The following is a 19,222-nucleotide window of genomic DNA, read 5'->3' on the forward strand; positions in this document are numbered from 1 at the left end:
TTGTATGAAAAAATCAATCAATGACCGCTGCCCGCTGCAGGTCGAATGCGAGCGGAAAAGGTGTGACTTTATCCACACCGAGCTGGAGTGTCCCTACTACTCCGCAAATGCGCGCAAGGATTATTACATCGACGACCAGGAGGAAATCCGTAACCGGCGGGATCGGGAGCGGATGGATGAAGCCCTCCTTGCTTCGCTGGGTGACGATGACGATGATGACACTGCCGACGGCGGCCTGGTCTATATCCCCATCGAACAGCTCTACCCCCATCCCGACAACCCCCGGAAAGACCTGGGCGACCTAACCGAGCTGGCCGACAGCATCAAGGCCAACGGCGTCCTCCAGAATTTGACCGTAGTACCGAGAGCTGAGGGCGGTTACACCGTCGTCATCGGCCACCGCCGTCTGGCCGCAGCGAAACTGGCCGGCCTGGAGGCCCTGCCCTGTGTCGTGGCCGATATGGATAGCCGATCCCAGGTGCAGACGATGCTTATGGAGAATATTCAGCGTTCAGACCTCAGCATCTATGAGCAGGCTCAAGGCTTCCAAATGATGCTCGATATGGGGGCAAGCGTAGAGGAAATCGCAAAAAAATCCGGCTTCTCACAGACGACTGTGCGCCGCCGCGTAAAAATGATGGAGCTGGACCAGGACGAGTTGAAAGAGGTTTCGAGCAGGCAGATTTCCCTCTCAGATTTTGACCGGCTGGCTCAGATCGAGGATATTAAGACGCGGAACAAAGTCCTGAAGGACATCGGGACCTATAATTTTGACGGTGCCGTGACCAGGGCTATCAGAGAAGAACACCGAAAGAAAGTCACGCCGGCCGCCAAGAAGCAGGTCAAGGCCCTTGGGTTGAAAGAAATCCCCGACAGCGACAGGTACAGCGGGAAGTACGATTCGGTCAGTCACATCAACCTTGACACATGGGACCCGGAAAGCGGCTTGGGCCTCAAAGATACGGCCGGAATACTTTATAGCCTGGACCACTGGGGCAACCTGTACTTCTACAAGAAACGGGAACGGGCAGCACAAAAAAAGAAGTCCAAGGCCGAGGTTGAGCGGGAAAAGGCCATCGCCAACGCCCACGCTGCCATCAAGGAGGAAACTGCTGTTGCCTTTGAGCTTAGGCAAAAGTTCATCAGCTCCATCTCTGTCTCGCGGAAGACACTTACTCCACTCCTGTGCGGCGCCGTAATCGGGATTGTGTCGTCGACTGTCCTCTACAAGAGCGCAGATAGGAGCAGCCTCCTGAAGCTCATTGGGGTCGACCCGGATGGAAAATGGGACGAGGTGCGCTCCGGCGCAATCAAAGCCATCACCACCATGAACATCGACACTCTGATACCAGAGGTCATATATTCCATATTCCAGGACAGCAAGGGGAACGGGTACCACAGCAATCACAAATGGGAATGGCCCAAGCACGAAGAAAACCTCATGCTCGATGCACTCTATGCGTGGCTGCAAGGGATGGGGTATGAGATGTCCGACGAAGAAAAAGCCCTCCAGGACGGCACCCATGAGCTGTTCCAGGAGGTGGACGGATGAAGGCCCTCACCATTTGGCAGCCCTGGGCCTCACTGCTGGTGTCCGGCCAGAAGAAATATGAAACCCGGAGCTGGGCCACCGCCTACCGAGGCCCCATAGCCATTCACGCCGCCATGCGGCCGGTGCGTCGGACCATCGACGCGCTGGCCGCCGACAGGGAAGGGAGCGGGTGGGATGTACTGGAGCGGCTGGACAGCCTCTTCCTCCGGCCTGGGGCGCTTGACCAGTTACCTACCGGGGCCATCGTCGGAAAGGCGATTCTGACCCGTTGCAATCTGATTACAGAGGACTTCCGGGCAAAGCTGTCGCCCCAGGAGCTGGACCTGGGTGACTTTTCGATTGGCCGGTATGCGTGGGAGTTTCATGTGATGGTCCCGGTAGACCCGCCGGTGAAGGCCTCCGGGAAGCAGGGGCTCTGGACTTGGGAGGGAAACCTGGAATGAAGAAAAAGCGAGCGAGATCCCAGCCGATACCGGGGCACACCGCCCCGGCGCCGGCGACCGGCGGCCGTGTCCAGGTGGGCGATGTAGTCTACCGCAAGCCCATCTCCTTTTCGGACAGCGACGCCAAGAACGCCCAGACGATGCGCGGGACGGTGGTCTGGGTACACCCGGCCGGCCGCTTTCATGTGGTCGAATTCGAGAAGGGCGTCCGGGAGAGCTTCATGGGGGTGCAGAGGTAAATGCTGATTATCACCATCGAGGTCAACGCCCGGCCGGGCCAGGCCATCGGCATCAAGGAGGACCTGGCCCTCTACCTGGAGCGGTACGGGGACGCGCGGGTGGTGTCGGTCGAGGAGGCCCCGCAGAGGCAGATGGAGCAAATGACGATAGGAGGCGGTGCGTACCATGAGCAGCAGAAGAAGCGTGTGTCGCGGGTGCGGCGCTGAGATCGTGTGGGTAAAGACCGAGGCCGGAAAGAGTATGCCGTGCGACCCCGGGGCGGTGCCGTTCTGGGCCCGCCCGGGGGCTCCGGGCAAGGTCGTCACTCCGCTGGGGAAAGTCGTGAGCTGTGACTTCATCGGCGAGCGTGACCGGGTGAGCGGCTTCGGGTATGTGTCCCATTTCAGTACCTGCCCGAAGGCAAAGGAATTCAAGCGGAAGTAACGATGGTGTGGGGGTGAGCCAAAATGACGCTACAAGAGTTGTCCCAGTACTACAAGTTGCGCGAGCGGCTGAACAGGGACGAAGAAATCCTGGATTCCCTCCGAGCCGCGGCTTGCCCCGGAGCGCAGAACTTGAGCGGAATGCCCCATGCGCCGGGCGTCCGGGATAAGGTGGGCGACCTGGCCGTGGAGATCGCCGACATGACGGAGCGCATTCGGTATCTCAAGGAGGAGATCGACCGGGCGGAGGCGGCCGTCACGGAATTTGTGGAGAGCATCGAGAACGACCAGACGCGGATGATTTTCCGGCTCCGCTTTCTCCGCTGTCTGACCTGGGGCGAGGTCGCCGCTGTCATCGGCGGGCGCAACACGGAGGACGGCGTGAAGTCGGCCTGCTACCGCTATCTGTCCTCCTGAAAAGTTGCAACGGCGTGACGCGGTGCGACGCTTGCAAACGCCCTTTATGTGCGGTATGCTTAAACTCGTAAAATCCTATGAAGCCAGGCGGCCCTTCTTCGGAGGGGCCGCCATTCTTTTGGGAAAGGAGGTTGAGGCCGCCGCGTTACTCCTTGCGCGTCGGTCGTGCGCCGGGCTTCATGTTCGCCAACGTGGGCAGCGGCGACGCCAAAAAAGGAGAAAAGTAAAATGTTTGGAATCGTTGTCCTGGCCGCCTATGCGCTGCTGATGATCGGCGTCACGCTTATCTTCACCCGCAGGGCGACCAGCGCAGAGAGTTTCCATGTGGCAGACCGGCGCATCGGAGCCACGGTAGCGGCCATGAGCATCGCCGCCACCTGGATCTGGGCACCGTCCCTGTTCACATCATCGGAAATGGCCTACACAAGAGGCGTGCCGGGAATGTTTTGGTTTCTGGTGCCGAATGTGCTGTGCCTCATCATCTTCATTCCCTTTGCCAAGAAGATCCGCCGCCAATACCCGGAGGGCATCACCCTCACCGGCTACATGGCCGAGCGGTACCGCTCCCCGAAGGTCAAGGGCGTCTACTCCTTCCAGCTGGGCGCGCTGGCTGTCCTCTCGACGGCCGTGCAGCTGCTCGCCGGCGGGAAGACGCTGGCCCTCCTCACAGGTCTTCCCTTCTGGAGCATGACGCTTGCCCTGGCCGCCATCGCCTATTCCTACTCCCGCTTCTCCGGTATCAAGGCGTCGGTGGCCACGGACGTCGTCCAGCTGGGCATCATCCTCTTGGGCGGTGCGCTCCTGGTAGCCCTGGGCCTCCGGCTGACCGGTGGCCTGGAGACAGTGCGGGCCGGGCTGGGCTCTGTCAGCGGGGAGTACGCCTCTCTGACCTCGGTCTCCGGCGTCGAGGTGCTGCTGAGTTTCGGCCTCCCGACGGCGGTCGGCCTTATCTCTGGCCCATTTGGTGACCAGTGCTTTTGGCAGCGGGCCTTCTCCATCCGGGAGGACCGCATCGGCCGCTCGTTCTTCGCCGCGGCTCTGCTGTTCGCCCTTGTACCTATTGCTATGGGCACGATAGGCTTCCTGGCCGCCGGAACCGGCTTTCAGGCGGCAGACACCGGCATGGTGAACTTCGAGTTTGTCATGTCGCTGCTCCCGGCCTGGGTGCTGGTCCCCTTCCTGTTCATGGTCATCTCCGGCCTGCTGTCCACGGTAGACAGCAACCTCTGCGCCGCGGCGTCCCTCACGACAGACTGGATGACCGGCGAGGGGGCCGACAACATCCGCGCCTCCCGGCGCGTCATGCTGGCCCTGCTACTGGTGAGCATTCTGATTGCCAACATCCCGGGGCTGACCGTGACGCACCTGTTCCTGTTCTACGGCACCCTGCGGGCCTCCACGCTGCTCCCCACGGTGATGACGCTGCTGGGGAAGAAGCTCTCGGCCGGCGGCGTGTTCGCCGGTGTCCTCACCGCTCTGTGTGTCGGACTCCCCATATTTGCATACGGCAACATCGCTGGTATTCCGGCCCTCAAAACGGCTGGCAGCCTAACGACCGTGCTGTCCAGCGGCATCGTGGCCGTCATCGCCTCCAGAAAGGCGGTGCGGACATGAGCCTGGGTAGGAAACAACGCATCACCAATGAAGCATGGCTGGAGGCCGTTGCAACCGTCGAGAGCGCGGTTTCCGAGGCGGCCCTGGGCGAACTTGTGGCCGCGACCATCGAGGACATCAAGGCCAAGACTGCGGGCAAAAAGGCGGCCTATGCCTGGAGCGGCGGCAAGGACAGCATCGTCCTTGGCCGGCTCTGCGAGGCCGCCGGCGTGACCGACAGCATGATCGGCGTGTGCGACCTGGAATACCCAGCCTTTGCCGCCTGGATCGAGGCCAACAAGCCGGAGGGCTGCGAGGTCATCAACACACACCAGGGGCTCAACTGGCTGGCCAGACACCCGGAGATGCTGTTCCCGCAGAACTCGGCAGCGGCCGGCCGGTGGTTTTCCATCGTGCAGCACCGGGCGCAGCGCATTTACGCCAAGGCTCACAACCTTGACCTTATCATCCTTGGCCGCCGCCGTGCGGACGGGAACTATGTGGGCCGCGGCACCAACATCTACACCGACGGCAAGGGCGTCACCCGCTTCAGCCCGCTCGCAGCCTGGAGCCATGAGCACGTCCTGGCCTATATCCATTACCACCAGCTCCCGCTCCCGCCCATCTACGGGTGGAAGAACGGCTACCTTTGCGGTACGCACCCCTGGCCCGCCCGGCAGTGGACGGGCAGCCCCGAAAACGGTTGGCGCGAGGTCTACGACATCGACCCCTCCATCGTCATTGAGGCGGCGGAGAAGATCGGGAGCGCCCGGGCCTTCCTCGAGGGGGTGCGGGTATGAACGTGACGAGAAAGCTCCTGTCCGAGCTCCGGCGCCCGGAGCGGAACGTCCGAATGCACACCGACAAGCAGCTGAAGGAGTTCCGGCGCTCCGTTGAGATGTTCGGCCAGATCCGCCCTATCGTGGTGGACGAGGACGGCGTCATCCTGGCCGGCAACGGCCTGTATGAAACGCTCCTCTCTATGGGCCGCACCGAGGCGGACTGCTACGTCGTGACCGGCCTGACCGAAGCCCAGAAGAAAAAGCTGATGCTGGCCGACAACCGAGTGTTCGACCTGGGCGTGGATGACCTGTCTGCGCTGGATGCTTTTGTCCTGGAGCTGAAGGACGACCTGGACATCCCCGGCTATGAGGAAGACCTGCTCCGGGCGATGGTCATGGAGGCGGACGAGGCCGCCGATACCCTCAGTGAGCACGGCACCATCGACGAGGAGCGCATCGAGGAGATCCGCGACGCCCGGGAGCGCACCGAGGCCCGGGAGGAAGCGGCCGCGAGGAACGCCGAGGAATATGTCCCGCCGGCGGCTGGAACACAGCCCCAGGAGGAAGGACCGGCGCGCCGGTTCATCCTCTGCCCGAAATGCGGTGAGCGGATATGGCTGTGAAGCGTGTTGCGTCCAACGTGGACATCGTGACCGCCGCCCGCCAGCGCATCAAAAACGTGTTCTCCAACGGCGTCCCGGTCTATATGTCGTTCTCGGGCGGAAAGGACAGCCTGTGCCTGGCCGACCTCACCTTGAAGCTGATCCAGGCCGGGGAGATCGACCCGGCCCAGCTGACTGTCCTCTTTATCGACGAGGAGGCCATCTTCGACTGCATCGAGGAAACAACCAAGGCCTGGCGCAAGAAGTTCCTGCTGGCCGGCGCCAAGTTCCAGTGGTGGTGCATCGAGGTCAAGCATTTCAACTGCCTCAACGAGCTCTCCAGCGACGAGACATTCGTCTGCTGGGACCGCCGCAAGCGGGATGTCTGGGTACGGCAGCCGCCGCCCTTTGCCATCCGCAACCACCCGCTGCTCAAGTCCAGGGTGGACAACTATCAATCCTTCCTGCCCCGCGTCACCCGGGACGGCATTATGATGACCGGCGTCCGGGCGGCCGAATCCGTCCAGCGCCTCCAGTACATGGCGGCTCTGGGCGTGGGCGGCAAGGGGATCACCAACACCAACACCATCTACCCGATCTACGACTGGAAGACCACCGACGTGTGGCTCTACCTTCGCAACGAGCGGGTGGAGATCCCCAAGGTCTATCTGCAGATGTACCAGGTCGGGGTCAATCGCAACCAGCTGCGGGTTTCGCAATTCTTCTCCGTCGATACTGTCCCCGTCCTGGTACATCTTGCGGAGTATGATCCTGCTCTGATGGAGCGCGTGCTCCGCCGTGAGCCCAACGCCTACCTTGCCATGCTCTACTGGGACAGTGAAATGTTCCACCGCACGACGCGGAAGCGCCGGGAGCTGGAGGGCAAGGACACGAAGGACTACCGCGCGCTCCTGAAAGAGATGCTGTTCGAGCGCCCCGCCGATTTTTTCAACACTCCGCACAAGCGCGAGGTCGCCAAGCAGTACCGCAAGCTCTTTATCCGCATGGACGGCATGGCCCGCCCCCGGGACTACCGGAAGATGTACGAGGGGCTGGTGGCCGGCGACCCCAAGCTCCGCACCCTGCGGGCGATCTACCAGGATATTTCCTGCGCCTATGCAGCCTACGCCAAGTCCTTCCGGAAGGGAGGTGAAGCGAATGGCTGATGTGGACCTGTTCGCCCCTCTGTCCTCCCTGCAGTGGATGGACCGCGACCAGCTCAAGCCCAATGACTACAACCCCAACAAGGTCAACCGGGAGAACTTGAAGCTGCTGGTGCAGTCCATCCTCACCAACGGCTGGACGCTGCCCATCGTGGTGCGCCCTGACTACACCATCATCGACGGCTTCCACCGCTGGACGGTGGCTGGAGAGGAGCCCCTGCACACGAAGCTGGGCGGCAAGGTGCCCGTGGTGATCGTGCGGCACGACGACCAGACCGAGGACATCTACGGCACCGTCACCCACAACCGCGCCCGTGGTACACACCTGCTGGAGCCTATGAAGGCCATCGTCAAGCGCCTGCTGGCCGACGGGAAAAGCGTGCAGGAAATCGGGAAGCAGCTGGGCATGAGGCCCGAGGAAGTATTCCGCCTGTCTGATTTCTCGCGCGATGACTTCCTCTCGATGATGACGAAAGGCGTACATGGGTACAGCAAAGCAGAGCTGCTGACCAAGTACTGAGGCATACCCCATGCCCCCATACACCAGGCATAGCCCAGGACAGGGCCATACAAGGCGTGAGAGCCGCGTATGTGTTCTGTCCTGGGCGTTCTCATGCCGAGGCGTGAAGGGGTGTTGCAAGCCCTGGAAACGGGCATTGAGGGCGACGGCGAAAAGCGCGGCAAGGTACTGTGACGGCCCCTACCCAAAGGGTGCGGGCTCGTCGACCCCAAAAAACGATTAGTTAGTGCGCGAGAAAAGGGCAACTTTAATTGAAATCTTGTATGAAATTATCGACTTCTTGACCTTCCGCCGGGCGTGGGACGCCCGCCTCCTATCACATAGCCTGGCCCCGGAGCGGAAACGCCCCGGGCGTTGGGCGGAGGGCCAAGACACAGGAAAGGAGCGCGGCCTATGGCGGCAAAGAAGCAGGATGTGGTCGTAGAGGACGGAGCCGTGTATGTGCTGCGCGCCGGGACGCCCGTCTACGTCAAGACTGCCGACATCTGCTCGATGACCGGGAAGAGTAACCAGTGGATCGGACAGCTGGTAGCCCAGGGGACGCTGCACAAGCGCAGCACCCCGCACGGGAGCCTGTTCGACATCACCGAGGCTGTGCGCGCCTACTGCTCCATGCTGGAGGCCCGCGCGGGACCGGCCAAGACCGAGGAGGAGATCAAGCAGGAAATCAAGCAGGAAAAGGCGAAGGCGGCCGCCGACGTGACAATGAAGATTGCCAAGGCCAACATCGCCAAGGCCGAGGCCGACGAGCTCCAGGGCAAAATGCACCGGAGCGAGGACGTGGCCGCGATGACTACCGACTTGATCTACGCCATTCGCGGGGCGATGATGGCCCTGCCCGGCCGCCTGGCCGTGGACGTGGCCTCGGCGAACTCCCCGGCGGAGGCCGCCGAGATCATCCGCCGCGAGGTCAACAAGGCCATGCGGGAGCTCTCCAACTACCGCTATGACCCAAAGAAATACGAGGAGCGCGTCCGGGAGCGGAGGGCCTGGGAAGCCGACAGCGGGCGTGATGCCGATGACGGATAAGGAAACGCGCCGGCTCATTGAGGAGAAAGAGGCCCGCGAGCGGGTAAAGAGGCTGAACGCCGTCATCACGAAGGTCTTGGCCGGCATGAAACCGCCGGACGACCTGACCGTGACGGAATGGGCGGAGAAAAACCGCCGCCTGTCCACCGAGGCCAGCGCCGAGCCCGGCCCCTGGCGCACCGACCGCACCCCTTACCTCCGGGAGCCGATGGACGCTTTTACCGACCCCCGGGTGCACCGCATCGTCATGGTGGCGGCGTCCCAGGTGGGAAAGTCGGAGTTCCTCAACAACACCATCGGCTATATCATCGACGAAGACCCCGGCTCCATCCTGTTCGTCCATCCCACGACCATTGACGCCAAGGAGTACTCCAAGCTCCGCATCGCTCCGATGATCCGGGACTGCCCCACCCTCAAAAAGAAGGTGGCAGACCCCAAAAGCCGCGACAGCGGAAACACCATCCTGCAAAAGACATACCCCGGCGGCATACTGACGATGTGCGGCTCCACCGAGGCCCACGCCCTGGCGTCCAAGCCCATCCGCTACATCATGGGGGACGAGCGCGACCGCTGGGCGACCTCCGCCGGCAACGAGGGCGACCCCTGGGAACTGGCCCAGGCCCGACAGACCACGTTCTATAACGCCAAGGCGCTGGAGGTCAGCACCCCCACCGTCAAGAACGCCAGCGCAATCGAGGCGTCCTACGCCGAGGGAACGATGGAGCGGTGGAAAAGCAAATGCCCCCACTGCGGCGAGTACCACGAGATCAACTTCGAGGACATCCGCTATGAGCACGAGGAGAGCGTGGTGGCTGGCCGCAAGACCTTCAAGGTGCTGCGCGTCTGGTACGTCTGTCCTGGCTGCGGGTGCATCTCCGACGAGATGACCATGAAGCACCAGCCTGCGCGCTGGGAGGCTGACAACCCCGACGCATACGCCCAGGGCGTCCGCTCTTTCTGGCTGAACGCATTTGTCAGCCAGTGGGCTTCATGGAGCTCCATCGTGCTCAAGTACCTCAAGGCTATCGGCAACACCCGGAAGCTCCAGGTGGTCTACAACACCTGCTTCGGCCTGCTGTGGGAAGACCGCGGCGACCTGGAGGACGAGGACAGCCTCATGGCCCGCCGGGAGGATTACGGCACCCGGCCGGACGGCTCCCCCGTGGAGCTGCCGGAGGGGGTGCTGGTGCTCACCGCCGGCGTGGACACCCAGGATGACCGCATGGAGTACGAGGTCGTCGGGCACGGCCACTTTGGGGAAACCTGGGGTATTGAAAAGGGCATCGTCATGGGCAGGCCGGATGACCCGGACACCTGGGCCAAGCTGGACGAGATGGTGTTCAACCGGGTATTCCGCTTTGAGGACGGCCTGGGGCTCCGAAGCTCTATGACCTTCGTGGACGAAGGCGGCCACTTCACCCAGGACGTCCGCCTCCAATGTCGGGCGCGCATCTCCCGCAAGGTGTTCTGCATCAAGGGTATGCCAGGAGCGGATAGGCCCTACACCTCTCCGCCGAAGAAGATGAAGATCGTGGTCAATCAGGTCGCCATCGGCACCTGCTGGCAGTACCAGATCGGTGTCGACTCCGGCAAGCAGATCATCATGGACAACCTCAAGGTGCAGAAGCCAGGCTCGAAGTACTGCCACTTCCCGAGGCGGGACGACTATGGCCCCGGCTACTTTACCGGCCTGCTCTCCGAGCATCTGGTATATGACCCGACCAAGAAGCAGCCCTGGGTGTGGGATAAGATACCCGGCCACGAGCGCAACGAGGCCCTGGACTGCCGCAACTACGCTCTGGCGGCCTTCAAATGCACGCCAGCCAACCTTGACGAGATAGACAGGCGGCTAAAGGCAGCCCGGGGGAAAGCTCCCTCTACGGGCGTTGCAACGGTCCCGCCGCCCCCAAAAAAGCAGACCAAGCGCGGCTCCGCGCTGAAAAAATACTACGACGAATGGTAGGTGATGCCCAATGGCAGACATGACCGATGTGAAAATCCGGCTGAACTTCTGGCGCTCCGCCTATGAGAAGCTGACCGCGGCTTACACCGCCCTGGTGGACGGCCGCGTCAAGAGCTATACCATCGACGACCGGCAGCTCACCCGCTTCGACCTCGGTACCCTCAAGGACGAAATCGAGGAGGCCGAGCAGAAGATCGACGAGCTGACCGCCCTGCTGAACGGCAGGCGGCCCCGCAAGGCCTTCGGCGTCATCCCCCGCGACTGGTGACCTTTTTCGTGAGGTCACGAAAATGATATGGGTACAAGCCCGAGAGGGCTTTACCACGGGCAGCCCGGCGGAGTTTGTCAGCTCCTTTCGCCGCCGGGCGGCCCGTTTTTTTATGCAACACATAGGAGGTGGGCGACATATACCGCGATAAGAAAACCGGGCTGTTCCTGCCCGACACAGCGCGCCCCCAGGCCAAGGGGTACAGCGAGGCCGGCGCCAGTATGACCAGGCGGGCGCTCAAAGGCTTTACCCCGCGCAGCGGCTCCCCCAGGGAGGACATCGACTGGAACAACTTTACCCTCCGCCAGAGGGGACGGATGCTGTATATGTCCTCCCCGGTGGCGACATCGGCTATCAACACCAATCGGACGAAGGTGGTCGGCGTCGGCCTGACCCTCAAGAGCTCCGTGGACCGGGAGGTGCTGGGCATATCCCCGGAGGCGGCCAAAGAGTGGCAGCGGCGCACCGAAGCGGAGTTTTCCCTGTGGGCCAAGAACAAGGCCAACTGCGACGCTACCGGCATGAACAACTTCTACGGAATGCAGCAGCTGGCGCTTGTGGCGTGGCTCCAGAGTGGAGATGTTTTCCCCGTGTTCAAGCGGAGAAATCCCACGCCGGTAAATCCGTACTCTCTGCGCATCCACCTTGTGGAAGCCGATCGGGTACGCACCCCTGCCGAGTATGGAGGCGGTACAGCCGTCGCCCACATCACCGACGGCAAGAACCCCTCCAACGGCAACCGCATCTTTGATGGCGTGGAGGTGGACAACGACGGCATGGTCGTCGCCTACTACGTCCACAACACTTACCCCTGGCAGACCACGACGGAGCCGACCAAATGGACGCGGGTGGAGGCCTATGGCCCCAGGACGGGCTTGCCGAACATCCTCCACATCATGGGGAGCGAGCGGCCGGATCAGTACCGGGGCGTGACCTATTTGGCTCCGGTGATTGAGCAGCTGCTGCAACTACGCCGGTACACAGAGAGCACGCTTATGGCCGCTCTTGTCCAGTCATTCTTCACGGCCTGGATCATCACCAAGACCAGCCAGACCGAGATTCCCATCAACGAGGTCGGCGCCGGTGACATCGCTGGTGTCCCCGCAGCAAATCCCGTGGAAAACAACCTGTCCGAGAGCGACAGCGAGTATGAGATGGGCCCCGGCACGGTTTCCCACTTGGCGGAGAATGAGGACATCAAGTTTGGTAATCCCAGCATTCCGACCACGGGATTTGATGCTTTCGTTAAGACCTTCTGCCAGCAGACTGGCGCGGCCCTGGGCGAGCCCTACGAGGTGCTGATGAAGACCTTTAACTCCAGCTATTCGGCCTCCCGCGCCGCCCTCCTGGAGGCATGGGAAGAGTTCAAGATGCGCCGGAGCTGGTTTGTGGCCGACTTCTGCCAGCCGGCCTATGAGGTATGGCTTTCGGAGGCGGTGGCCCGCGGCCGCATCAAGGCCCCGGGCTTCTTTGAAGATCCTCTGGTTCGGGCCGCTTGGTGCGGTGCGCGCTGGATCGGCCCCGTCCAGGGGCAGCTCGACCCGCTGAAAGAGGCCAACGCCGCCGTTGTCCTGGTCGACCACGGATTCAAGACCCACGAGCAGGTCACGCGCGAGCTGGGCGGTGGCGACTGGGAGGCCAACGTGGAGCAGCTGAAAGCAGAAAACGCGAAGCTCGCGGAGGCGGGCGGCGCGCGGATTACCAACCTGCCAAGCTCCGGCGCCGATGATGGCGACGGCGGCGATGGCAAAGGAACAGGAGGAAACGCATGAGCAAAACAGTGCCTACCACGCAGCCCGTCGTGAACATCAAGCGGGCCGCCTATGCGATGGCTACCGCCGACGGCCAGAGCGCAGAGATTACCATGTACGGCGACATCTACGAGCAACAGCCCACGGACTGGTGGGGCGATCCCGTAGAGGGGCAGTTTATTACCCTAACCGAGTTCCTTGAGGACCTGGGGCAGATTGCCGCTTGCAAGGACATCACCATCCGCATGAACAGCTACGGCGGCGATGCTGGCGTGTCCAACACCATCCACAACCGGCTCCGGGAGCTGGCGCGGGGCGGAGCGAAGCTCACCTGCGTCGTGGACGGTGTGGCTATGTCCGGCGGCTCCCTTATCATGTGCGCCTGCGACACGGTGAAGGTCAACCCCTCCAGCCTGATTATGATTCACAAGTGCTGGGGCTTCTTCTGGGGCGGTTACAACGCCGACGAACTGCGTGAGGCAGCTGGACAGTATGACGCCTGGGACAAGGCCCAAGTCGCCATCTACAAGCGGAAGACAGGCCTGACCGAAACCGTCCTGTCCCACATGATGTCCGACACGACCTACATGACGGGGCGCGAGGCGGTGGAAAAGGGCTTTGCCGACGAGCTGATCGAGGACGCGGAGCCCCTGGACGTCGCCGCCAGTGCAGACGGCCGGCGTCTGTTCGTCCGAGGTCGCACCATCCACCTCACGGCTGGGATGTTCGCCCCGGACAATATCCCTACGGTCGATCCCGAGGCCTCGGCCCCGGCTGAGACACATACAAGTCCGCCGGCAAAGACCGGCAGAAAAGGAGGAAGTACACCTATGGCAAGTACTGTTGAGGAGCTCCGGGCGGAGTACCCGGAGCTGACCGCGCAGCTGGAGGCCGAGGCAAGAGCTGCCGCCACCCCTGCCCCCAGCGCAGCGGCCGAGGGTGACGGCGGGGCCGACCCCGCCCAGGTCGAGCGTCAGAGAATCCAGGACATCGACGCCCTGGCATCTCTCTATGACGCCGAGAGCATCCGGGAGGCCAAGTACGGGGATCACCCCTGCACCGCACAGGAGCTGGCCTACCGCATGGCTCAGAAAGCCGCCCAGACCGGCAAGAGCTACATGACGGCCCTGGAGGCTGACACCGGCGCGTCCGGCGCGCAGCAGGTCGGAGCCGCCAACAACGAGGGCGCGCCCGCCGGTGAGCTCACCCCGGAGCAGCGCATGGCGAAGGGTCGCGCCGATGCGAAGGCCCTGAACAAGAAGGAGGATAAGTAACATGGCGAAGCATCTCAACGACAAGGTCGGCTCTATGGAGTACGACAAGCTGATCGCCGGTATCACCCCGCCTGTGAAGGTGGCCTCCGGCATCATCACCAAGCTGTCCGCAGCCGCCACCTATCCGCGGGGCACCGTCCTGTGCCGCAGCTCCGGCACCGGCGGCGACGGCAAGCTGAAAATCCTCGGCACCACCGCCAGCTCCAACGAAACCCTTACCCCCGACTGCATTCTCTGCGATGATGAGGACATCGGCACCGACGCTGATGCCAACGTCGCCGTCTATGTGATGGGCTGCTTCAACGAAGACGCCCTGACTGTGGGCGAGGAGTACACCATCACCCAGGCCGACAAGGACGCCCTGCGTGAGCGCGGCATCTATCTGGCCCAGGTCCTGGACTAAAAGGAGGACAAGAATATGCCTTTCGACATTTTTGACACCTACTACATGGCGGGCATGGTCCAGGAGATCGTCCCCGTCCAGAGCTTCTTCCGCGACCGCTATTTCCCCACCAATGCGGCGACCGACATCTTCAACGCCAACAAGGTGCTGGTCGAGTACCGCGACCGCGACCGGGCTATGGCCCCCTTCGTTGTGCGCCGTGCCGGCGACATCCCCGTGGCCCGCGGCGGCTACGAGATTCACGAGTTCGAGCCGCCCTTCACCGCCCCGTCCCGTCTGCTGACCCTGGATGACCTGCAGAAGCGCGGCTTCGGGGAGGCCCTGTATGCTGGCAGCACCCCTGCCGAGCGCGCCCGGGCGCTCCAGATGCAGGACCTCACCGACCTGGATCGTCGCATTCAGCGCCGCGAGGAGTGGATGGCCGTCCAGACCATGATCAACAACGGCTGCACCATCGTCGCCTACATCGACAACGACACCGTGGGCGAAACCTACGACATCTTCTACTTCGACACCACCGGCTCCAACCCCGCCAAGTACACCGTAGCGAACAAGTGGGACGCGTCCGGCGGCGACTGGAGGGGGGACGTCGCCGCGATGGTGAACGACCTGCTGGACCGCGGACTCCCCGCCACTGACCTGGTCGTGGGCACCGAAGTGGCCGCTTTCATCCAGAGCGACGAGAACACGCTGAAGCTGCTGGACAACCGGCGCGCCGAGTATGGCCGCCTGGCGCCCCAGGTGCGTTACCCCGGCGTGGTGTGGATCGGCAACCTGAACTTCGACGGCACCGACCTGGACATCTTCTCCGTGCGCGAGACTGTGCTGGACAAGGACGGCACCATCCGCCTGTTCCCCGCGACCTCCGCGATGGTCACCGCCCCCGACTGCGGCCACATGATGTACGGCCGTGTCGACCAGATCGAGGACGACAACGAGTACCACAGCTTCGCCATGCAGCGCGTGCCCAAGTTCGTCGTCGACAAGGACAAGGACACCCGCAAGCTGCGCCTGGCCTCCCGCCCCCTGGCCGCGCCCCGGAGCAAGGCCCCCTGGATGTACGCGGCCAACGTGGTCGGCACCTGATAGGGCCGGGAAAGGAGCAGCACCATGAAGCGTGTAAAAATCACCAACGGTCTGTACGGCTACCGGCCCGAGGGGGCGAAGCACCCCCGGCCGGTGTCCGCCGGCGGCCTCTGCGTCGTGACTGACACCGAGGCCGCCCGCCTGGCCTCCCTCGGCGTGGGCGTCGTCCTCGAGGACATCCCCGAGGAAGATACCACAGGAGCCGTTGCAACGCCCGTAGAGGGCGAGGACGACGAGGGGGCGGGCGTGGACACTCCCGACCAGGACGAGCCCGCAGAGGGCGAGGAAACCGCCCACCTTGACCCCGAGCAGCTCAAGGAGCTCACCAATGCCAAGCTCAAGGAGCTGGCCGAGGAAATGGGCATCGACACCGCCAAGCTCAAGACCAAGGCGCAGCTGATCGCGGCCATCACCGACGTGCCCCTGGAGGACGCGATCTCCGGCGAGGAGGACGACGAGGGGGCTCCGGCCGGCCTCGGCGCGGAGGGACCGGTGGAATGAGCGGCTTCAAGGACATGGTGACCGATGACGTCCACGCCGTTTTCCTTAACCTGGACGAGTTCGCCGAAAAGCGCACCATCCGCTATGACGGCGAGGAGTACCAGGACATTCCCATCGTCTTGTCCGGCCTGAAGGAGCAGGAGCGACGCCAGCTCCAGTCCGACCATGTCCAGGGGCTCTACCTCGTGTCATCCGTGCTCCACTGCGCACTGTCCGACCTGGGCGGCAATCAGCCCGAGAAGGGTATGCGCATCCAGATCAACAACCGGGAGGGCGGCGGCGGATTCTTCCGGGAATTCTACGTCGCCTCCTCGGTCTGTGAGATGGGGATGCTGCGGGTGGAACTGGAGGCGATCGACGAATGAGCTACGCCATCACCATTGATGAAATCGACGATAGCCTTGACCGAGTATCGAAGCTCCTGGCCGGCGTCCCCGACGGCGTTTACCGCGCCGTCGGAAGCGCTTTGAAGCGGTCGGCGCGGCATGGCCTTACCGTCGGCATGAAGATCGTTTCCGAGGAGTACGCCATCTCCCAGGGGGAGCTGAAGTCCCGGACGAAGACCATCAACACCATCGTCAAGGACTCCGCCAGCTCCTATCAGGTCACCTTCGGCTATCGGGGGAACGTCATCCCCCTTATCAAGTTCGATACCAAGTTTGGAGCGGACGGCAAGGTGCATACCCGGGTCCTGCGCTCCAGCGCACAGCAGACCCTTGAAAACGCCTTTATCACCCATGTGGGCGGGCATACCGGCGTGTTCGAGCGCGAGGGCCCCGAGCGGTTCCCCATCCGGGAGCTGTTCGGGCCCTCTGCTGTCCAGGCGTTCTATGCTCACGAGGAGACGACCGACAAGATGGACGAGGAAATTCTGAAAACCTACGAGAGCCGCATTGAGCACGAGATCATGCGGGTGCTCAACGGATGGGGAGGGTAGCCTATGGACCGAGTCATGCTCCTGGAGGAGCTGAAAGCCGTCACTGAGGACGCTGTCAAAGACCTTATCATGCCGGTGAAGATCCAAAGCGAAAGCGAGGAGCAGCAGTACCGGGCGGCGGAGGTCTACCTGATGCGCCTGCCGGACGGCAGCGCCGCAAAGAAAAAGGCCCCCTATATCATCCATCAGGCTATCACCAGCAAAGACACCCAACCGTCCGGGGAACTGGAGGCCGGCGTCGCCGTGGTGCGCTCCATCTTTGCCGTCTACAACGACGACGAGCAGGAGGGCGGTCTTATGCTGCTCAACCTCATGGAGCGTCTGCGGATTCGCCTGTTGCGCGAGGTCGTCATCGGCCGGCGCTTCCAGCTCGACCTTGAGGCCGGCCTGGAGACTTTCATCTACCCCGACGACACCGCCCCATATTATGCCGGAGAAATGACCACCACCTGGCGCGTCCCCGGCGTGGAAAGAGAGGTACGCCAATGGCTGTGAAGAAAACTGACCCCGAAGATATGGCCCCCGCCCCCGCCGAGCAGGCTGCGGCCAGGGAGCCCAAAGAGAAAAGGATCACCACCAAGAAATCCGACGGCAAGGCCGCCGGATTTTGTGTTTACCTCGGGCCGAGCATCCGGGGGGTGATCCAGTCCGGCACGGTCTACCGCGGCGGCAAGGCCGCTGTGCTGAAGGAGCTCGCGCCGGCCCTGGAGCGTCACCCCCTGATCGCGTCCCTGGTTGTCACCAGCGACACGCTCCCCGTGGATCGCATCAAAGTAAAGACAGCCGGAAACCTGCTGAATGTGAATTACAAGAAGCTGGCTTCCGGCAGAAAGTAAGGAGGACTACCTATGGCAAATCATGGCGTATATGTCTCCGAGCAGGCCACCAGCGTCAGCACCCCCGTTGTCGCCGACAGCGGCGTGCCCTTCGTCGTCGGTGCGGCCCCCGTGCAGAGCGCGGCGACTCCCGCTGCGGCTGGCGTCCCCGTCCTCTGCACCAGCTGGGCCGAGGCGGTGGAGAAGCTGGGCTACTCGGATGACTGGGGGAGCTATCCCCTCTGCGAGTTCATGTACTCCCACTTCCAACTGTTCGGCTGCCAGCCCGTCATCATGTGCAATGTCCTTGACGTCGCGGACATGAAGGAGGCTGTGGCCGCTGCTGACGTGGCCGTGTCCGACCACAAGGCCAAGCTCCCCATCGCGGCCATTGACGACGAGAACCTGGTCGTCAAGCCCGCTGGCGGCGCCGGCGAGGCCTATGTCAAGGACACCGATTACAGCACCTACTACGACGGGGAGTTCCTGGTCATCGAAGTTCTGTCCGACGGCAAGGCCTACTCCGTCGAGCAGGTGAACGTGGCCTACAACAAGGTCAAGCCCGATTCCGTGGACGATACCGCCGTTGCAACCGGCATGGAGAGCATCGAACAGTGTCTTACTACCCTGGGCATCGTGCCCGACTTGATCTGCGCCCCGGGCCACTCCCAGTCCTCGGTCGTGGCCGCTGTCATGGCGACCAAGGCCGGCGGCATCAATGGGATGTTCCAGGCCAAGGCGCTGATCGACATTGACTCCAGTTCCGCCGGGGCTACCAGCTACACCACCGCCATCACCGAAAAGAGCGGCAACAACTTCGTCGACGTGGACGAGGTGACTTGCTGGCCCATGCTGAAGCTCGGTGACTACAAGTTCCACATGAGCACGCAGCTGGCCGGTCTGATCGCCCAGGTCGACACCGGCAACGGCGGCTGCCCCTACGAGTCTCCCAGCAACAAGAACTTCCAGTGCGACGCGATGGTGCTGGAGGACGGTACCGAGGTAAACCTCACTCTGGCACAGGCCAACATCCTCAACGACAACGGCATCGTGACCGCTCTGAACTTCATGGGCGGCTGGTGCGCTTGGGGCAACTATACCGCCTGCTATCCCTCTAACACCGACGTGAAGGACTACTTCATCCCTGTTTCCCGGATGTTCGGCTGGGTCGGCAACACCCTGATTCAGACCTTCTGGAGCAAGCTGGACAAGCCCATGAACCGGCGTCTGATCGACACCATCATGGACACCGCCAATATCTGGCTCAACGGTCTGGTCGGTTCCGGCTACCTCCTGGGTGCCCGGGCGGAGATGGTGGACAGCGAAAATCCGCTGACCGACCTCATGGCCGGTATCATCAAGATCCACATCTACATGACCCCGCCCTCTCCCGCTCAGGAGATCGACTTCATCCTGGAGTACGACACCAGCTACGTCACCAGTGCGCTCCAGGCGTAAAAG

The 19,222-nt window shown here is 62.6% G+C and carries 24 protein-coding genes; all 24 read left to right on the forward strand.

What is annotated here, in order from left to right:
• The first annotated feature begins 4 nt into the window (after positions 1–4).
• The 24 genes from B5E43_RS06295 to B5E43_RS06410 all read left to right on the forward strand — a co-directional run bounded on the left by B5E43_RS06295 (position 5) and on the right by B5E43_RS06410 (position 19,219).
• Positions 5–1,552 carry a ParB/RepB/Spo0J family partition protein gene (locus B5E43_RS06295; RefSeq protein WP_158098980.1) on the forward strand — a complete coding sequence of 516 codons (1,548 nt, stop codon included), beginning with the start codon at positions 5–7 and terminating at the stop codon, positions 1,550–1,552.
• Entirely contained in the window at positions 1,549–1,995 is a 447-nt protein-coding gene (locus B5E43_RS06300) for an ASCH domain-containing protein (protein WP_087394722.1), read from the forward strand. Before B5E43_RS06295 ends, B5E43_RS06300 begins: the two co-directional genes overlap by 4 nt.
• 74 nt (positions 1,996–2,069) lie before the next feature.
• Positions 2,070–2,234, forward strand: a complete 165-nt coding sequence (locus tag B5E43_RS15070; RefSeq protein WP_158098981.1) for a hypothetical protein — start codon at positions 2,070–2,072, stop codon at positions 2,232–2,234.
• A complete protein-coding gene (locus B5E43_RS06310; protein WP_087394725.1) occupies positions 2,235–2,441 on the forward strand; it encodes a hypothetical protein in 207 nt (68 codons plus the stop codon).
• On the forward strand, positions 2,419–2,658 hold the full coding sequence (locus tag B5E43_RS06315; protein WP_242964731.1) for a hypothetical protein: 240 nt from the start codon (positions 2,419–2,421) through the stop codon (positions 2,656–2,658). The genes B5E43_RS06310 and B5E43_RS06315 overlap by 23 nt, the downstream gene beginning before the upstream one ends.
• A gap of 23 nt (positions 2,659–2,681) precedes the next feature.
• The gene (locus B5E43_RS06320) at positions 2,682–3,074 is read left to right on the forward strand and encodes a hypothetical protein (protein WP_087394727.1); all 393 of its coding nucleotides are present in this window, start codon (positions 2,682–2,684) and stop codon (positions 3,072–3,074) included.
• Between the two features lie 228 nt (positions 3,075–3,302).
• A complete protein-coding gene (locus tag B5E43_RS06325; protein WP_087394729.1) occupies positions 3,303–4,688 on the forward strand; it encodes a hypothetical protein in 1,386 nt (461 codons plus the stop codon).
• Complete coding sequence (locus tag B5E43_RS06330) at positions 4,685–5,467, forward strand: phosphoadenosine phosphosulfate reductase family protein (protein WP_087394731.1); 783 nt, start codon at positions 4,685–4,687, stop codon at positions 5,465–5,467. Before B5E43_RS06325 ends, B5E43_RS06330 begins: the two co-directional genes overlap by 4 nt.
• Positions 5,464–6,072, forward strand: a complete 609-nt coding sequence (locus tag B5E43_RS06335; RefSeq protein ID WP_087394733.1) for a ParB/Srx family N-terminal domain-containing protein — start codon at positions 5,464–5,466, stop codon at positions 6,070–6,072. The genes B5E43_RS06330 and B5E43_RS06335 overlap by 4 nt, the downstream gene beginning before the upstream one ends.
• Positions 6,063–7,217 (forward strand): phosphoadenosine phosphosulfate reductase family protein, encoded by a 1,155-nt coding sequence (locus tag B5E43_RS06340; RefSeq protein WP_087394735.1) that lies wholly within the window; start codon positions 6,063–6,065, stop codon positions 7,215–7,217. Before B5E43_RS06335 ends, B5E43_RS06340 begins: the two co-directional genes overlap by 10 nt.
• On the forward strand, positions 7,210–7,734 hold the full coding sequence (locus B5E43_RS06345) for a ParB/RepB/Spo0J family partition protein (protein ID WP_087394737.1): 525 nt from the start codon (positions 7,210–7,212) through the stop codon (positions 7,732–7,734). Before B5E43_RS06340 ends, B5E43_RS06345 begins: the two co-directional genes overlap by 8 nt.
• 354 nt (positions 7,735–8,088) lie before the next feature.
• Positions 8,089–8,763: a hypothetical protein gene (locus B5E43_RS15330; protein ID WP_206406949.1), complete on the forward strand. Its 675-nt coding sequence runs from the start codon at positions 8,089–8,091 to the stop codon at positions 8,761–8,763.
• The gene (locus B5E43_RS06355) at positions 8,753–10,726 is read left to right on the forward strand and encodes a terminase gpA endonuclease subunit (protein ID WP_087394739.1); all 1,974 of its coding nucleotides are present in this window, start codon (positions 8,753–8,755) and stop codon (positions 10,724–10,726) included. Before B5E43_RS15330 ends, B5E43_RS06355 begins: the two co-directional genes overlap by 11 nt.
• 10 nt (positions 10,727–10,736) lie before the next feature.
• A complete protein-coding gene (locus B5E43_RS06360) occupies positions 10,737–10,994 on the forward strand; it encodes a hypothetical protein (RefSeq protein WP_087394741.1) in 258 nt (85 codons plus the stop codon).
• A 128-nt stretch (positions 10,995–11,122) separates the two neighbouring features.
• Positions 11,123–12,766: a phage portal protein gene (locus B5E43_RS06365; protein ID WP_242964732.1), complete on the forward strand. Its 1,644-nt coding sequence runs from the start codon at positions 11,123–11,125 to the stop codon at positions 12,764–12,766.
• Complete coding sequence (locus B5E43_RS06370) at positions 12,763–14,019, forward strand: head maturation protease, ClpP-related (protein WP_087394743.1); 1,257 nt, start codon at positions 12,763–12,765, stop codon at positions 14,017–14,019. Before B5E43_RS06365 ends, B5E43_RS06370 begins: the two co-directional genes overlap by 4 nt.
• Position 14,020: 1 nt before the next feature.
• Positions 14,021–14,422 (forward strand): head decoration protein, encoded by a 402-nt coding sequence (locus B5E43_RS06375; RefSeq protein ID WP_087394745.1) that lies wholly within the window; start codon positions 14,021–14,023, stop codon positions 14,420–14,422.
• Between the two features lie 15 nt (positions 14,423–14,437).
• Entirely contained in the window at positions 14,438–15,508 is a 1,071-nt protein-coding gene (locus tag B5E43_RS06380; protein WP_087394747.1) for a major capsid protein, read from the forward strand.
• A 156-nt stretch (positions 15,509–15,664) separates the two neighbouring features.
• Positions 15,665–16,009, forward strand: coding sequence for a Rho termination factor N-terminal domain-containing protein (locus B5E43_RS06385; RefSeq protein ID WP_143382963.1), 345 nt, complete (start codon positions 15,665–15,667; stop codon positions 16,007–16,009).
• A complete protein-coding gene (locus tag B5E43_RS06390) occupies positions 16,006–16,374 on the forward strand; it encodes a hypothetical protein (protein ID WP_087394751.1) in 369 nt (122 codons plus the stop codon). The genes B5E43_RS06385 and B5E43_RS06390 overlap by 4 nt, the downstream gene beginning before the upstream one ends.
• The gene (locus B5E43_RS06395; RefSeq protein ID WP_087394753.1) at positions 16,371–16,946 is read left to right on the forward strand and encodes a phage tail protein; all 576 of its coding nucleotides are present in this window, start codon (positions 16,371–16,373) and stop codon (positions 16,944–16,946) included. Before B5E43_RS06390 ends, B5E43_RS06395 begins: the two co-directional genes overlap by 4 nt.
• Before the next feature lie 3 nt (positions 16,947–16,949).
• A complete protein-coding gene (locus tag B5E43_RS06400) occupies positions 16,950–17,441 on the forward strand; it encodes a hypothetical protein (protein WP_087394754.1) in 492 nt (163 codons plus the stop codon).
• The gene (locus tag B5E43_RS06405) at positions 17,432–17,782 is read left to right on the forward strand and encodes a hypothetical protein (protein WP_087394756.1); all 351 of its coding nucleotides are present in this window, start codon (positions 17,432–17,434) and stop codon (positions 17,780–17,782) included. Before B5E43_RS06400 ends, B5E43_RS06405 begins: the two co-directional genes overlap by 10 nt.
• A gap of 12 nt (positions 17,783–17,794) precedes the next feature.
• Positions 17,795–19,219, forward strand: coding sequence for a phage tail protein (locus tag B5E43_RS06410; RefSeq protein WP_087394758.1), 1,425 nt, complete (start codon positions 17,795–17,797; stop codon positions 19,217–19,219).
• The last annotated feature ends 3 nt before the right edge of the window (positions 19,220–19,222 follow it).

Source organism: Flavonifractor sp. An100 (assembly GCF_002161175.1).
Classification (GTDB): Bacteria; Bacillota; Clostridia; order Oscillospirales; family Oscillospiraceae; genus Lawsonibacter.

Coding starts and splice junctions, on each gene's coding strand:
- B5E43_RS06295 (WP_158098980.1), top strand. CDS start 5: ATGAAAAAATCAATCAATGACCGCTGCCCGCTGCAGGTCGAATGCGAG.
- B5E43_RS06300 (WP_087394722.1), top strand. CDS start 1,549: ATGAAGGCCCTCACCATTTGGCAGCCCTGGGCCTCACTGCTGGTGTCC.
- B5E43_RS06310 (WP_087394725.1), top strand. CDS start 2,235: ATGCTGATTATCACCATCGAGGTCAACGCCCGGCCGGGCCAGGCCATC.
- B5E43_RS06320 (WP_087394727.1), top strand. CDS start 2,682: ATGACGCTACAAGAGTTGTCCCAGTACTACAAGTTGCGCGAGCGGCTG.
- B5E43_RS06325 (WP_087394729.1), top strand. CDS start 3,303: ATGTTTGGAATCGTTGTCCTGGCCGCCTATGCGCTGCTGATGATCGGC.
- B5E43_RS06330 (WP_087394731.1), top strand. CDS start 4,685: ATGAGCCTGGGTAGGAAACAACGCATCACCAATGAAGCATGGCTGGAG.
- B5E43_RS06335 (WP_087394733.1), top strand. CDS start 5,464: ATGAACGTGACGAGAAAGCTCCTGTCCGAGCTCCGGCGCCCGGAGCGG.
- B5E43_RS06340 (WP_087394735.1), top strand. CDS start 6,063: ATGGCTGTGAAGCGTGTTGCGTCCAACGTGGACATCGTGACCGCCGCC.
- B5E43_RS06345 (WP_087394737.1), top strand. CDS start 7,210: ATGGCTGATGTGGACCTGTTCGCCCCTCTGTCCTCCCTGCAGTGGATG.
- B5E43_RS06355 (WP_087394739.1), top strand. CDS start 8,753: ATGACGGATAAGGAAACGCGCCGGCTCATTGAGGAGAAAGAGGCCCGC.
- B5E43_RS06360 (WP_087394741.1), top strand. CDS start 10,737: ATGGCAGACATGACCGATGTGAAAATCCGGCTGAACTTCTGGCGCTCC.
- B5E43_RS06370 (WP_087394743.1), top strand. CDS start 12,763: ATGAGCAAAACAGTGCCTACCACGCAGCCCGTCGTGAACATCAAGCGG.
- B5E43_RS06375 (WP_087394745.1), top strand. CDS start 14,021: ATGGCGAAGCATCTCAACGACAAGGTCGGCTCTATGGAGTACGACAAG.
- B5E43_RS06380 (WP_087394747.1), top strand. CDS start 14,438: ATGCCTTTCGACATTTTTGACACCTACTACATGGCGGGCATGGTCCAG.
- B5E43_RS06390 (WP_087394751.1), top strand. CDS start 16,006: ATGAGCGGCTTCAAGGACATGGTGACCGATGACGTCCACGCCGTTTTC.
- B5E43_RS06395 (WP_087394753.1), top strand. CDS start 16,371: ATGAGCTACGCCATCACCATTGATGAAATCGACGATAGCCTTGACCGA.
- B5E43_RS06400 (WP_087394754.1), top strand. CDS start 16,950: ATGGACCGAGTCATGCTCCTGGAGGAGCTGAAAGCCGTCACTGAGGAC.
- B5E43_RS06405 (WP_087394756.1), top strand. CDS start 17,432: ATGGCTGTGAAGAAAACTGACCCCGAAGATATGGCCCCCGCCCCCGCC.
- B5E43_RS06410 (WP_087394758.1), top strand. CDS start 17,795: ATGGCAAATCATGGCGTATATGTCTCCGAGCAGGCCACCAGCGTCAGC.